The organism is Kitasatospora sp. NPDC006697 (genome assembly GCF_042869935.1).
Taxonomy (GTDB): Bacteria; Actinomycetota; Actinomycetes; order Streptomycetales; family Streptomycetaceae; genus Kitasatospora.
Map to the genome: position 1 here is coordinate 178,631 of NZ_JBIAGU010000009.1, position 13,842 is coordinate 192,472.

Below are 13,842 nucleotides of genomic sequence, written 5' to 3' on the forward strand. Positions count from 1 at the left end.
CCGACATGGCCGGCGTGGGGTCAGAAGTCGTGGAGGGGGCCGCCCGCGGCGGCGTCGGCCAGGCGCCTCGCCAGCCGCCGGCTCTTGAGGTGCTGCGCCGTCGTCTTCGCCTTCGCCAGCAGTTCCTCCCTCTCTGCCCGGTCGCCGCGCAGCCGGGCCAGCTCTGCACCGGTGATCAGCAATTCCACGCTGTCGCGCGTACGCTCCGGCGGCAGGCCCATCGCCACCTTCAGAGCCTGCGCGCCTTCCCCGGCCAGCCCGGCCATCGCCAGCGCCCACGCGGCCTGCCCCTCCAGCTCCGGGCGGTCCAGCCACGCCAGCCACCGCGGGTCCGATCCGCGCCCGGCCCGGTCGAACGCGGCACGTGCCCGCTCCACCGCCGCCCGGCACTGCGCGCCGTCACCGTTGTAGGCCCAGGCCCTCGCCTCGGTCACCGCGACGTAGGCCCGTACCAGCGCGGGCGATCCGGTAGCCGCGACCACCGCGCTGCGGGCGTGGGTCAGTACCTCCCGGCCATCGCCCCGCACCGCCGCCAGCCGCGCCTGGTGAATGCAACCGCGCGCCAGTCGGCCACGATCCCCGATCGCCTGCGCCAGCCGCATCGCCTGTAAGTCGTAGCGCTGCGCCAGACCGGGAAGTTGGTCGTCGTAGGCCATGCTCGCCAGCGCGAGGACCGCATCCGCAACGCTGCCGTACAGCAGCCGGCCGCGCCCGGAGTTGAACCCGCCTTCGAGTAGCGGAACGGCGTGGGCTGCGAGGAAGCCGGCGAACACGGAGCGGAACTGCCCGCCTCCGTGACGGGCGTCCGTCCTGCCGTACAAGTCGGTGTGCGCGTCCAGCAGCTCGATGTCCGCCACGCTCACCCGCCGCTGTCCGTACCCGGCGATCTCCGTGTCGGGCAGCATGACCAGCGCCTCCATCGCGGAGGGCGTCGCGGCGAACGGCATCTCTCGCACCGATGCACTCCTGGGAACGGCGTCCATCTGCCAAAGCCGTCGCAGCATCCGCACCGCGTGAGTCAGGTCGCCGTACTGGAGCGCCTGCTCGGCGACCCTCATGTCCTCGGACGGCCACCCCAGACTCTCGGGCGTCACCTGGCGCTTGCACGCCTGGGCGAGGACGTAGCACGCCGCGGCCGCCAGTTCCGGCCCCGGCCGCGCCCCCGCACACCATCGCGACACGGTGCTCGTGCTGACGGACCGGGGATGTCCGATGGCGGCGCAGCGCTCGCGGATCCGCTTGGCGAACCCGGACATCGACCACTTGAGCTCTTCCAGCACGATCCGCTCGAGCTCCCGGTTCCGCTGCGTGGTGGTGCTCACCGGCACCGACCCGCCGGAGGTTGGGCGACCGTCAGCTCACGCATGCCGGTCTCGATCCTGGACGAGGACCTTCGGTCGGGCCCGGCGCGACGCGAGAGCGCTGCGGTACGCGCCCGCGGCATCCTGGGCCGCCGGCCCGGCGAGCCTCCAGGCGCCGTCGTCCGCCGTGAACGGGTACCAGCTCCCGTCGGGATCGACGCGGACCTGGACACTGACGAGCAAGTCGGTGATCCGGCTACCTTCGGCCGACAGGGGTGACCGGTTGGCGGGCCGGAGCGGGGCGATGGCCTGCAGTGCTCGCTCCAGCAGGGCCGGGTCGGCGGGGAAGTCGGTCCGAGCGGCCCGCACTCCGGCCGCACCGGCCACCTCGTGGGCGGCCAGCAGCAGGCGCAGTTCGCCGGGTTCCAGGCCGAGGCGGTGCGCGAGGTCGGGAACCTTCCCGGCGGGTGGCAGGGCGGCGGCGATGCGGACCGCGTCGCTGACCGGGTCGCTGTCCAGCGTTCCTCGGCTCGCCAGGAGGTGCCGGGCCTCGTCGGCCGCGAGGGCAGCGAGATGGCGCAGCTGGGCAAGCTCGGGGGCAGGTTCGGGCGGTGCGGGCAGCGGCGCGTCGGCGAATGTGACGGTGCCTGGCTCAGGGAGGGGGCCGGATGCCGCGGGGGCGCTGGGCAGCGTGGCCGGTCGGGCCTGGAACGCCTGGTGGGCGGGGACGAACGCGGCGTACTGGCGTTGGTGCTTGGGACGGGCGCCGGGAGCGTGGTCGTGGAGGAGCTGGGTGAGGCGGTGCCCGTGAAGCCCGCGTAGGAGAAGGAGGAGGGCGGGGTCGGCGGTGAGGCGGTCGGTGACGGCGTGGGCGAGGGCCGCGGTGTGCCGGCAGGGTGCCTGGCCACAGGAGCAGTCGAACGCGAGGTGCGCGGGGTCGGGGGTGATGGCGACGCCGCCGGTGTGTTCGGAGTCGGTGAGCGCTGCCGGGAGGTGCCCGGCGAGCAGCAGTTCCCGGTGCGGGCCGGCTGCGAGGGCGGTGCCGAGCGTGGCCCGTTCGTCGGCGGTGAACGGCACGAGGTCCAGTTGGGCGCGGGCCGGCTCGTCCTGGTGGGCGGTGACGATTCCGGTGGCTCTCCCGGGAGCCAGGTTCAGGTCTCCGACTCCGCCCGCGAGGTGGATCGCGCTTCCCTGGAGGAAGGTGTGCTGGTGGGCGGCGGCCTGCTGGGCGGCGAGCTGCCAGGTCTGGGCCCACGGGCCGTGCGGGGTCATGGGCGCGCTCCGAGGGTGATGAAGTCGGCGAGCGCGGAGTCCGAGAGCTCTCCGAGCGCGGTCTCCGCGGCATGGGGTACGGCGGCGTCGGCCAGGGCCCGCTTGTGGTGGAGCAGGGCGTCCACGCGGTCCTCGACCGTGAGCTCGGTCGCCAGCCGGTGGACGTGAACCGTGCGTTCCTGGCCGAAGCGGTGGGCACGGTCGGTGGCCTGGTCCTCGACGGCCGGGTTCCAGGGGCGGTCGTAGTGGATCACGTCACCGGCGCGGGTGAGGGTCAGCCCGCTGCCGCCGGCCTTCATCGTGCTGATCAGGACCGGGCTGCGCCCGCCCTGGAACGCGTCGACGAGGTACTGCCGCCTGGAGCCGGGCGGGATGCCGCCGTGCAGGAACAGGGGTTGGATGCCCTGCGCGCTGAGATGGGAGACCAGCAGGCGCCCCATCGTGGCGTAGTTGGTGAACACCAGCGCGCTTCCGCCAGCGCCGGCAATCTGCTCGACGAGTTCGTCGAGCGCGGCCAGCTTGCCCGCGCGGCGCCGCGCCGCTGGCACGTCGTAGGTGCCCGCGTCCTGCGGCTTCTCACCCAGGTAGTGGGCGGGTGAGTTGCACACCTTCCGCAGCTCGGACAGAAGCGTCAGGACCAGGGCCCGCCGGTGCAGCGACTCAGTGCCGCGGATCCGCTCCATCGCCTCCCGGGCGACCCGCTCATACAGGACGACCTGTTCGGGCGTCAGCGGGATGTACCGGTGGGAGATGATCTTCGGGGGGAGTTCCTGGAGGATGTGGGCGTCGCTCTTGCGCCGGCGCAGCAGGAACGGGCTCATCAGCCGGGACAGGCGGCGGGTCGCCTCACCGCCGGGGTCCGCCTCGATCGGCCGGGCGAAGCGCTCGCCGAAGGCGCGCACCGTCCCGAAGAGTCCGGGGTTGGCGAGGTCGGAGACGGCCCACAGGTCCTGGAGGCGGTTCTCCATCGGGGTGCCGGTCAGCACGATGCGCCGGGTGCTGGGGATGCGGCGCAGGGCGCGGGCGGTCCGGCTGAGGTGGTTCTTGACGTACTGCCCCTCGTCGACGACGAGCAGGTCGACGGGGAAGCCGGCCAGGGTCTCGATGTCGCGCAGCGCGGTGCCGTAGGTGGTGATGACGACCGTGTCCGCGGTGACGCCGTCGAGGGTGCGCTCGGGGCCGTGGTAGGTGTGGGTCGGGGTGCCGGGGGCGAAGCGGGCAATCTCGCGCTGCCAGACGGTGATCATGCTCGCGGGGCAGACGATCAGGTCCGGGTGGGGCCGGGCAGCGCGTTCCCGGCGGTGAAGCCGCAGCGCGACGGTTTGGACGGTCTTGCCCAGGCCCATGTCGTCGGCCAGGACGGCGCCGAAGCCGAGGTTCAGGGTGTGGGCGAGCCAGCTCATGCCGCGTTCCTGGTAGTCGCGCAGCGTGGTGGTCAGCGCGGCGGGTGCGGGCACCGGCTCGCGGGCGCCGGGGCGCAGTGCCTCGACCAGGTCGGCGAGCGGTCCGGCCGGGTCGCAGGGGTGGTCCACTCCGTCGACGGCTGCGGTGCCGGTCAGTGCGGCGTCCAGGGCCCGAGGGGCGTCGAGGGTGCCGATGTCGCGGTGGCCGGCGCGGTGGGCGGTGGGCTCGTCGAGGAGGACCCAGCGCCGCCGTACCTGTTGCAGTGGCCGGGCCGAGGCGGCGAGGGCGTCCATCTCCGCCTCGGTGAGGTGGTCGCCGTCGAGGGCGATTTGCCAGCGGAAGTCCAGTAGGTTGGCGAGGCCGAACCGGTGCGGGGCGTCGGAGTCGTCGGGAACGGGGCGGGAGCCGACGACGGTGCGCAGCTGCAGCCCCATCGCCCAGTGCTCGGGCCAGGCGACCTCGACGCCGGCGCGGGTGAGGCGCTGGCCCATCTCGCCCAAGAGCAAAGCCGCTTCGGCGGGGCGGACGGTGAACCGGCCGGGCCGCTCCTGCTCCAGCAGCCGGCCCAGCGGAGGCCAGGCGGGCTCTGCCGCCCGCAGCGCGCTTCGGACCCGCTCCAGCCGGACGGGGTCGCAGCCCGCAGCCGGCAGGTACTCCGCGGCGGGGACGAGGTGGGTGCGTCCGCCGCGCGTGGTAGCGGTGCGCAAGCCCAGGTGGGCCCACAAGAGGTCGGTGTCCAGGGGGCTGCCCTCGGACGGCTGCTTGATCGTCAGGACCAGCGCCGGCAGCCGGTGTCCGATGCTGCGCTCCACCTGGTCGCACCAGGAACGGAGTTGGCGCTGCTGCGGGCGCGGCACCGGGCCGCTCCACGGCCCGGTCCCCAGAACAGCGGCGGCGCCTGGCCCGCGGACCACCGCATCAGCGACAGCGTCCAGGTACTGGCGCAGCACCGTGCGCGGCGCCCACAGCCGGTAGGGCGTACGGGCAACTGGCACGCAGTGGCCGTGGGGTGGCATGGCGTCGGCCAGCCCTGCGGCCTCGGCGGCCACCGCCGCCGGGAGCGGGCCAAGGCGCCACACGTCTCGGTCGCCGGCGTCCAGGGTCGGATAGAGCAGTCCGGCCGCGATCGCGGCCAACGCGAGCCGCGTCGCCCTCGCCCACAGCCGCGCCGACGGATGCAAACCGTGGTCCGGCAGCTGGGCCAGGACACCGGTCAGCAGCCGCATCGGCACCCGCCAGACGGGAACGCTGACCGCCCGCACGCCCACGCCCATGTGCGGGAGGACCAGCTCGAGGTCGCTCGGCAGGAGCGGCGCGGGGCAGGCGCCCGGGAGCGGAGCACAGTCCACTCGGTAGAGGGCCATCGCCACGCCGCCGTCTACCAGCTCGGCGACCAGCGCCGCACCGTCCAGCAGGACGTCGCGCACCGCCAGCTCGGCCGCCACTGCTTCGGCGGTGCTCGCAGCCGGCGGGCGGCGCTGCGCCGGGACCAACGCGGGTTCGGGGGCGGGTGGCGTGCCAGATGCGGTGGCGGTGGTGGGTGCGGGTACGGTACTGAGTCGCCGGACTAGGGCACGCGCCGCCTCGCGCCGGGCAGCCTGCTTGCCGACGGCGCGAGCGGTGGCCGTGTAGAAGGAGTCCTGGACGCGGCAGGACATGGTGCAGGGGAATTGGGGGCCGGTCGGAACGCCGATGTCCTCCTTGAGGTCGGTGATCGTCCGCTGGTCGCTCAGCACCTTCACCACCCGCAGCGGGTCCAGGCCGTCGGTGCGCTCGGGTGGGGCCACCATCCTCACCGGCCTGCGCTGGCGTTGCCGGGGCTGGAGGGACGGCAGGTCGAGGACGCGCCGCAACATCGCGTCAGCCGCCTTTTCCTGGGCGCTTCCCGTGCTCGCTCCGCTCCCACGGCACTCGAGGTCTTCGCCTCCGGCACTGCACGAGATGCGGCAGCTGAACATCAGGGAGGTACCGGTCAGCGCGTCGTCGTCCTCGATCCGCAGACCGGTCAAGAGCATCGCCTGTTCCATCTCGCGCAGCGTGGCGACGCTGTTCTTGCCTCCGGCCGAAGGGCCAGGTTGAGGGCCTGCGGCGGCTGGCCCGTCGAGGTCGGGCACTGGAAGGCCGGCGAGGTTGGCCAGCAGGTGCAGTGCGGCGACGGAGAGGGCCACCGTCGGCGAGCGGTAGGCGCCGCCGGTCACCTCGTGCGCGTGCTCGCCGACCTTGTAGACGGCTCGGACGGCAAGGCGCTTCCCGCGGTCGGCGGGGTCCGCGGCCGGCTCCTGGTGGTAGACCGGCCTGCGGACCCCTGCCTCCTTGGCGTGGACCTTCAGCACCGCCTGGGCCTTGCCGGGGGCCGCTGCGGCCTCCAGCGCGGTTCGGCGTACCGGCTCCCACTGCGGCCCGGCGGCCCGGAACAGGATCTGGTGGAGGTCGCGCGCGGTCAGGGCTCCCGCACGGGTCCGGGCGGAGATCTCGGCCAGGACCGCCGGCGCCACCGTCTCCAGCGCGCACAGCCGCAGCAGCTCGTTGTGGAACGCGCCCGGACCAGCGGTCTGCGGTTCCGGCACCGGTCTGGCGCCGTGCAGCGACCAGCTCTCCCCGTCCGGTGTGTCCTGGGCTACAGGGTGGGCTCCGCTGAGATGTCCGAGCAGGCTCAGGAACGCCAGGTCCTGCGCTGCCTCCAGGCTGTAGGAGAAGGCGGCGGCACCGTGGGCGAAACCGCCGTCCGAGCGCCGACCGGCCTGGACGGCCACTCCGTTCCCCGGCGCCGGGACCTGGCGGACCATCAGCCGGGCGGAGCTGTCGGCGGCCTGGTTGTGGGCGGTCAGCACGGTGACCGCCTTGCGCGGCGTCGCTGCCATCGCCTCCCACGCCGCGACGGCCAGCGGCAGGAGGCCGGGCGCCTTGTCGCCGAGCAGCAGGGCACGCAGGTACGGCGCGCGGACCCTGCCGGCGCTCACCCGCACCACCAGCTCGTCCTTGAACGGCTCCGGGACCACGCCGTCGGCGCAGACCGTCCGCAGCAGCTGACCGAACGCGCGGTCGGGGAGGGCGCTGAGGTCCGCTTCCGGGTCCGTCAGGGGCGCCGGTTCCTTCTTCGTCTTCTTCTTGAGCCGGAGGTACTTCGCAAGCTCGGCCGGGCTGACCGTTCCTCCGGTCATGATGTTCGTGCTCCTTGCAGCGGTGGTGCGGCTGGACGATCGGCCAGCAGGCTGTACCGGTCGGCGACGGCGGCCGCGCTCAGGCGGGTCGGGGCGCCGAGTTTGGCGAGGAGCCGCTGGATGTGGGTGCGGGCGGTGCTGACCGTGATCCCGAGCCGGGCACTGATCTCGCCGGTGTCGAGGCCGTCGCAGATCAGACCCAGGACCTCGAGTTCGCGGGTGGTGAGCGCGTCCAGCAGCCGTTGCCGCTCCTGGTCGTGGGGCGAGGCGGCGTGGTCGCGGGAGGCGAGCGCGTCGTGGAGGAGGCCGGCCGCGATGACGGCGCGTCCGGTCCGGGCGAGCCGGCAAGCGTGTTCGACCTCCTCCAGGCCGGTGGTGGCGGGCACGAACCCGGCGGCGCCGGCGCTCAGGAGCGCCAGCACCCCGGCGGGGTCGGGCCTCCCGATGACGATCACCGGGACGGTCGGCAGGACAGTGTGCAGCTGCCGCACCTCCGCGGCCGCCGTGCCGTCGGCCGCGTCCAGGCTGAAGAGCACTGCGGTGAGCGGCCGTCCCGGCGCCGGGACGATCAGGCCGGGCCCGGGGTAGGTGGTGGCCTGGTGCCCGCGGCGGGTGAGTGCGGAGGCGAGCGCCGTGATGTGCAGGGCCGGGGAGCCGAGGACCGCCACTCGAAGGGGGTTGGTCGCGTTCACGGTCAGCCCCGCTGCCCCCGGCGCCCGGGCGGGGGCAGCCCCGGGGCGCTGGGGTGCGAGGTCGGTGGAGCTCACTGCCGTACCCCCTGGGTCGCGTTCCGGCCGCCGACCGCGGCGTCGGTGCTCTCGCCGCGCCCCGGGCCGGGCGCGTGCGCCGATCCGGTGCCGGGGAGGACCGCGCGCGGCCGGCCGTGGATGAGCTCGGTGGTGACCGCGCGGGTGCGGGCGTCGAGGGCGGCGAGGATGCGCCGTGCCGCTCCCGGCGCAGCGATGACGAGTTCGTCCGGGGCGACCAGGAGCGGCCCGCCGTGCAGGCCGCGGTCTGCGGTGAGGGCGGCGACCTGCCGGGCGGTCAGCGGAGGGTGGTCGTAGACGCAGACCTGCTCGGCGTCCACCGGGGATGCGATCGGCCCGGCCGGATCGGGGGACCAGCACAGGGCCAGGAGCCGGCCCGCCTCCAGTCGGACCAGACCGGTGACCGCGGTGCCGTGGACGGCGGCGGTGGTGGCCGGGTCTTGGCCGGGCTGGACCGGGCCACCGGGCAGCCCGACGTTCGGACCGGCGCCGACGAGCAGTACACGGCCGTCCGGATCGCTGAGCAGGAGTTCCGCCCGCACCGGCCACAGCGGGCCGGCGGACACAGTCGGGTGAGCAGTCACGCGCTCTCCTGCGGTGCTGTCTGGACCTCTCCGGCGAGGTAAGCGGCGAGGGTGAGGGCCGGGAAGGTGGGACGGATGCTGTTCAGGGGCAGCAGGCCGGTCGCGATGGCGGCGTAGCCGGCCTGTCCGTGGCTTCGGGTGCCGAGTTCCCGGGCCCGCCAGTACGCGGTGACGGTGTGCTCCTTGACGTCCATGGCGACCGCGGTCTGTTCGGCGGTGCGCCCGCCGACGGCGAGCCGGAGTGCCTCGGTGCGCCGCACCGAAGGGCGCCGGGGCGGGATCGGGCCGATCCCGATTTGGTCGGCGGTCAGCAACCGGTGAGCGGCGACCAGCGCACCGGCTTGCACCAGGGTCGCCGCGCCGACCAGGCAGCACGCCCGGTCATCCGCGTCCGCGACCTCACCGGCGCTCAGCCCGGTGGCGGCCTGGCGGGCCAAGCGGCCACCGGGCAACAGCGCGTACCGCAGCAGCGCCAGCTCGGCGGGGTCGAGCAGCGGCACGCGCGGCATTGCGGCCGTGATGCTCTCGCCCGTCATTCCCGGGTCCAACCGGCGGCACCGCCGTAAGGCGCGGCGCGCGTGATCAGTATCCGCTCGACGGCGCCCGGCGGGAGGAGGACGGTGCCCGCCGCCGCGGTGTGGACGCACAGCAGGGTCACCGGGTCGAACGGGCTCTCGCCGGGGGCGCTGGCCCAGGTGAGGGCGGTGACGAGGTCGACCGCTGCCTGAACCAGCCTGCGCCGGGCGGACGGTCCCCGGCTCGGGGCTGCGGGTGGCTCGGCAGTCGTCTGGAGGGAGATCAATGGGGGTTCCTTGCCGCTCACGAAGTGACAGGTGCTGATGGTGGCCGGGTGCCGCCGAGGGCCGCGTCCCGGCCGCCGTGGCGGTCACACGGCGACCGCGACGGCGGCGTCCGGGACGGTGGCCGGCGTCTGCTGGCTGGGCAGCACGGTCCGCTCGCCCGCGCCGGGGGTGCGGGCGAGTCGCAGGGCTGCCGAGATCAGCGCCCAGAGCGGGAACCCCTGGGGCAGGTTGCCGACCAGGCGCCGCTTCGCGGCGTCCCACATCTCGCTGAGCACGCCGTGCGGGGTGCGCAGCGTCAGGAGCCGGTCGAACAGGGCGTGGGCCTCGGCGGTGCGGCCGATGTAGGCCAGAGCTTCGACGAGGTGGAAGCTGCAGGCGAGGAAACTGCCCTCGTCGTCGGTGAGCCCGTCGACGCGGCCGGTCGGGTCGGGCAGGTAGCGGCGCACGAGCCCGGCGGCGTCGGTGAGCTCGCGCTGGATGGCGTCGATCGTGGTGATCAGCCGCTTGTCGTCCGGGGGCAGGAATCCGCTGGGGGCCATGAGCAGCACGGCGGCGTCCAGGTCGCTGCCGCCGTAGTACTGGGTGAAGGCCCTCGCCCGGGGGTTGTAGGCGTGCTGGAGGATGTCGTCCTTGATCGTGTCCCGCTCGGCCGCCCACCGGGCGACGGTCGCCGGGTCAGTCGGCCCGGTCCCGGTGGCCGTGCGGGCCTGGGCCCAGTCGACCAGCAGGTCCAGGCCCTGCCAGCACAGCAGGGCCGAATGGACGAAGCGCCGCTTCGGGCCGCGGACCTCCCAGATCCCCTCGTCGGGCCGCCGCCAGATCCGCACGATCTCCGTGCCGAGCGCGACCATGAGGACGTCCACGCGGGGGTCGGCGGGCAGGCCCGCGCGCTCGGCCGCTACCAGCGCCTCGATGACCTCGCCGTAGACGTCGTTCTGCACCTGGTCGGCGGCCGCGTTGCCGGCCCGCACCGGGCGGGAGCCCTCGTAGCCGGGCAGCCAGTGCAGCTCACGCTCCGTCAGGGTCCGGGTTCCGTCCAGCCGGTACATGATCGCCAGGTTCTGCACGTCCCCGGCGATGGCGCGCAGCAGCCAGTTCCGCCACCGCGCCGCCTCCTTCAATGCGCCCAGCCGGACCAGGGCGAGGATCGTCAGCGCCGAGTCCCGCAACCAACTGGCCTCGTAGTCCCAGTTCCTCGTGCCGCCGAGCGCCTCGGGCACGCCGCGCGTGAGCGCCGCCGAGACGGCTCCGGTGAGACGGATCGTCAGGGACCGCAGCAGGATGGCGCTGCGCCGTACCGGCTCCTCGTAGGGGCCGCGGTAGGCGAGTTCGGCGGTCCACTCCTCCCAGTCACGGCGGGTGGCGTACAGGTCGGTGTCGGCGTGCGGACGGCTGTCGGGGTCGGGGTCGCCGATGGTCAGCGTCAGTGCCGTCCGGGTGCCCTCGGCGGCGGTGAACCGGACCGTCCACCGGCCGAAGGAGTCGAGGCCGTGGACCGGGCCATCCAGGAGGAGGGTGACGGGACCGGCGGACAGCCGCAGGGTGTGCCGGCCGTCGGCGCGTTCCAGGATTTCGGTGTGGCCGGGCAGTCGGCCGTCCTCGAAGCGGGGCTGGAAGGCGGAGTGCATCTCGACGGTGCCGGTGACGCCTTCGACGATCTGGTGGAGGCGGCTGGGTGCGCCGCCGTGCGGCTGCGGCGGCATGAAGGTGATGATGCGGACCGTGCCGCTGGGGGTGTCCCACTCCTGGGTGAGGATCAGGTTGTCGCCGTCCCAGCCGCTGCGGTCGGCTCGGCCCGCACCGGTCGGCGCGAGGCTCCACTGCCCGTGCTGGTGGTCGCCGAGCAGCCGGGCGAAGTGCAGGCTCCCGCCGATCCGGTCCGCGCCGTACTCGACGACGCCGCTGGTGCTCAGCAGGACCGCGGCCTGGTTGTCGCCCAGGGGGACGAGTTCCTCCAGCGGAGTGCTCGGGGCGGCGGCGGGCGGGGCGAAGGTGGTGGTCTGCACGGTGGTGGCTGTTCCGTTTCGGTGTGGGTGGGTGGGAACGGCTCGGGGCCGGTTGAGGAAGTCGGCGGCCGGGGCCGCCGGAGGGGTGAGCAGCCGGAAGGGGGGCGGCTGCCGATCGGGTCACGGGCCGGGCGGTCCGCCGGCTTCGGCCTGCGCCAGGCGCGTCTGGAGACGCCGGGCGTCGCGGGGGTTTCCGCTGTAGAGGGCGAGCGCCGCGCGCAGCAGCTCGCCGACCTTGTCCGGGTGGCCGGCTGCTGCGGCCGCGTCCGCGCGCCACTCCAGGGTCAGCGCCTCCCAGGCGCGCGAGCCCTCGGCGGCGAACTCCGACTGCGCGTGGTGCAAGGTCCTGGCCCCGTCGGCGGTCTCGCCGTTCAGGAGCTGTATCCGGCCGCGCCAGGCGAGCGCCCGGGCGGCGTCGTGGAGGTCTTCCACGGCCAGCAGGGTCTCGCGGGCCTGGTCCAGGTCCGCCAGCGCTTGAGCGTGGTCGCCGAGGGCGGCGTGCACCTGGCCGAGGAGGATGTCGGTCACTGCCGCGCCGCGCCGGTAGCCGATCTGCTCGCGCAGTTGGCGGGCTTCGGTCAGGTGCGGCAGTGCGGCGGCGGCCTGCTCGGGCGTGGGGAGGTCACCGGGAGCCGTCCGGTCGATCTCGATGAGGGTGGCGCCGATCTCGTGCCGGTGCTGGCTCTCGCCGCGCGGATCAGCGTCCAGGCGGGCCAGCTCCAGGGCCTCCTCGATCAGGGGGATCGCGTCGCCGGGGCGGTGCAGGCCGCGCAGCGCCACCGCGTGCTGGTTGAGCATCTCGCGCAGCACCAGAGGGTCACCGGTGCGGCGGGCAGCACCGACGACAAGTTCGCACGCTGGCAGCCACAGCTCGTAGGGACGGAGTCGGTGCCAAAGCGGCCACAGCGCGTGGACCATCTGCCAGGTCAGGTCGTCCCAGCCGGCCGCCGCGGCGGCGGCGAGCGCCGGGCGGATCTGCTCCTCCTGCCTAGCCAGCCAGGCCCATGCCTGCTCGCGGGAGTCGAAGTGCGGGTCGGCGGTGACCGGGTGGAGGTAGGTGCGCGCCAGGTCGCGGTGGTGGGGGGCCAGGTGCCGCTCGGCTCGGGTGAGGGCGGCCAGCCACCACTCCAGCGCCCGGCGCCGCTGTCCGGTCAGCTGCTCTGGGCTGTCAGTGAGTTGAGCCAAGTCGGCGGCGGCACGCTGGCCGTCGCCGGCCGGGACCAGGGTGAAGGCATCACCGGTAGCCGCCATGAGCCCGGCCCGCTCCAGCGCGACGAGGCTGCGCCGGGCCGCCGCCCGGTTGGTGGCGAGGACGGCGGCGAGCATCGGCTCAGTGATGTTGCTGAACGGCACGGTCCCGGCGGCCCGGTAAGCGGCGGCGGCGTCTTCAGGCAGCGCCTGGTAGGACTCGGTCAGGTGCACGGTGATCACGTCCATGGTGTCGTAGGGGTGGGGCACCGCCGCGGCGTAGGGCGGGTCTGCAGGCGCGCCGCAGCCAGGGCGATCAGCAGCGGACGGTTCCGGCACGCCTCGACCGTGGCCCGGACGGCCTGCGGGTCGGGGATGTGCCGAGTACCGGCCAGGAGTGTCAGCAGCTCCACCGCCTCGGCCGCTGGGAGCGGCCCCAGCTCGTGGTGCTCGGCGCCGACGGCGACGAGGCCGGGCAGCACACTGCGGCTGGTAACCAGCACGGTGGACCCGGCGGCCGGGAGTGTGGATCCGGTCGGGGTGCGGACCAGCTCGTCGGTCAGGTGCGCGGTGATGTCACGGCGGTCCAGGAAGTGCGGCGGGCGGCGGGGAAGTTGGCGCTGCACGGGAGGTCGGGGGGCCAGGGCGGCGGGGTTGATCGTCAGGCTCTCGATCGAGCGGGCCTGCACGGTCGCGCCGAAGTGTCCGCCCCCGATCTCGTTGTGGCTCTCAGGGCTCACGCGGCACCGGCTTCGGCGGTGAGGTCGGCGCTCTCGTGCGCAGCGAGGTGCGGGTGGGTGGTGGGCAGCAGGTGCAGGCGGTGGCCGAGGGCGACGGCGTGTGCGGTGGCGCGGGCCAGCAGGATGTCCCGGGCCGCGGCCAGGACCTTGTGGACCTGGCCGATGGAGATGCCCAGATCTTCGGCGCTGGCTTCCGCGCTCGATCCAGCGGCGGCGTTCGCCAGGGCGCCGCGCTCGGCGCTCTTGAGGTCGCGGCTGGGCCGTCCCGAGCGGATCGGGGCGACCACGTCCGGGTCGATCAGCTGCCACCGGATGGCCAGGTCGACCAACTGCGGGATCCGCTGGGCCCCGAGGACGGCGCGCAACCTCTTGATTCCGTCGCGGACCTGGCTCTCCTTCAGGCCGAGCTGGCGGGCGATGGCTGCCGTGGTCAGTCCGCAGGCCAGGGGCAGTAGCAGTGCCGCGTCGGCCGCGGCAACCACGATGGTGTGGCCGCACGGGCACGGCTCGCCGGACACCTCTGCCGGGGCGGCGGGCTCCGGTGCGCCGGGCCCGGCGGTGGCGATGTCCGCGCCCGGCAGGACAGGCGGTGGGGCAGCTGCTAGGCCTCTCGGCT

General features: G+C 74.3%; 11 protein-coding genes. All 11 read right to left on the minus strand.

Features of this window, described 5'->3' with window-relative positions:
• Positions 1-20 precede the first annotated feature (20 nt).
• Positions 21-1,322 (minus strand): transcriptional regulator, encoded by a 1,302-nt coding sequence (locus ACFYNO_RS15025; RefSeq protein ID WP_388011216.1) that lies wholly within the window; start codon positions 1,320-1,322, stop codon positions 21-23.
• 36 nt (positions 1,323-1,358) lie between these two features.
• Positions 1,359-2,573 (minus strand): hypothetical protein, encoded by a 1,215-nt coding sequence (locus tag ACFYNO_RS15030; RefSeq protein ID WP_388011218.1) that lies wholly within the window; start codon positions 2,571-2,573, stop codon positions 1,359-1,361.
• Positions 2,570-7,138 carry a DEAD/DEAH box helicase gene (locus ACFYNO_RS15035; RefSeq protein ID WP_388011220.1) on the minus strand — a complete coding sequence of 1,523 codons (4,569 nt, stop codon included), beginning with the start codon at positions 7,136-7,138 and terminating at the stop codon, positions 2,570-2,572. The genes ACFYNO_RS15030 and ACFYNO_RS15035 overlap by 4 nt, the downstream gene beginning before the upstream one ends.
• Entirely contained in the window at positions 7,135-7,905 is a 771-nt protein-coding gene (locus tag ACFYNO_RS15040; protein WP_388011222.1) for a LuxR C-terminal-related transcriptional regulator, read from the minus strand. The genes ACFYNO_RS15035 and ACFYNO_RS15040 overlap by 4 nt, the downstream gene beginning before the upstream one ends.
• Positions 7,902-8,489: a hypothetical protein gene (locus ACFYNO_RS15045; RefSeq protein ID WP_388011224.1), complete on the minus strand. Its 588-nt coding sequence runs from the start codon at positions 8,487-8,489 to the stop codon at positions 7,902-7,904. Before ACFYNO_RS15045 ends, ACFYNO_RS15040 begins: the two co-directional genes overlap by 4 nt.
• Complete coding sequence (locus tag ACFYNO_RS15050; RefSeq protein ID WP_388011226.1) at positions 8,486-9,025, minus strand: hypothetical protein; 540 nt, start codon at positions 9,023-9,025, stop codon at positions 8,486-8,488. Before ACFYNO_RS15050 ends, ACFYNO_RS15045 begins: the two co-directional genes overlap by 4 nt.
• A complete protein-coding gene (locus ACFYNO_RS15055; protein ID WP_388011228.1) occupies positions 9,022-9,291 on the minus strand; it encodes a hypothetical protein in 270 nt (89 codons plus the stop codon). Before ACFYNO_RS15055 ends, ACFYNO_RS15050 begins: the two co-directional genes overlap by 4 nt.
• An 84-nt stretch (positions 9,292-9,375) precedes the next feature.
• On the minus strand, positions 9,376-11,298 hold the full coding sequence (locus ACFYNO_RS15060; protein ID WP_388011230.1) for a glycoside hydrolase family 15 protein: 1,923 nt from the start codon (positions 11,296-11,298) through the stop codon (positions 9,376-9,378).
• Positions 11,299-11,418: 120 nt separating this feature from the next.
• On the minus strand, positions 11,419-12,756 hold the full coding sequence (locus tag ACFYNO_RS15065; protein ID WP_388011232.1) for a hypothetical protein: 1,338 nt from the start codon (positions 12,754-12,756) through the stop codon (positions 11,419-11,421).
• A complete protein-coding gene (locus tag ACFYNO_RS15070; protein WP_388011234.1) occupies positions 12,726-13,226 on the minus strand; it encodes a hypothetical protein in 501 nt (166 codons plus the stop codon). Before ACFYNO_RS15070 ends, ACFYNO_RS15065 begins: the two co-directional genes overlap by 31 nt.
• On the minus strand, positions 13,223-13,744 hold the full coding sequence (locus ACFYNO_RS15075; protein ID WP_388011236.1) for a hypothetical protein: 522 nt from the start codon (positions 13,742-13,744) through the stop codon (positions 13,223-13,225). The genes ACFYNO_RS15070 and ACFYNO_RS15075 overlap by 4 nt, the downstream gene beginning before the upstream one ends.
• Between the last annotated feature and the right edge of the window lie 98 nt (positions 13,745-13,842).

Excerpts from the sequence above, each read along its gene's own strand:
- ACFYNO_RS15035 (WP_388011220.1), bottom strand. The coding sequence starts at position 7,138 with ATGACCGGAGGAACGGTCAGCCCGGCCGAGCTTGCGAAGTACCTCCGG.
- ACFYNO_RS15030 (WP_388011218.1), bottom strand. The coding sequence starts at position 2,573 with ATGACCCCGCACGGCCCGTGGGCCCAGACCTGGCAGCTCGCCGCCCAG.
- ACFYNO_RS15050 (WP_388011226.1), bottom strand. The coding sequence starts at position 9,025 with ATGACGGGCGAGAGCATCACGGCCGCAATGCCGCGCGTGCCGCTGCTC.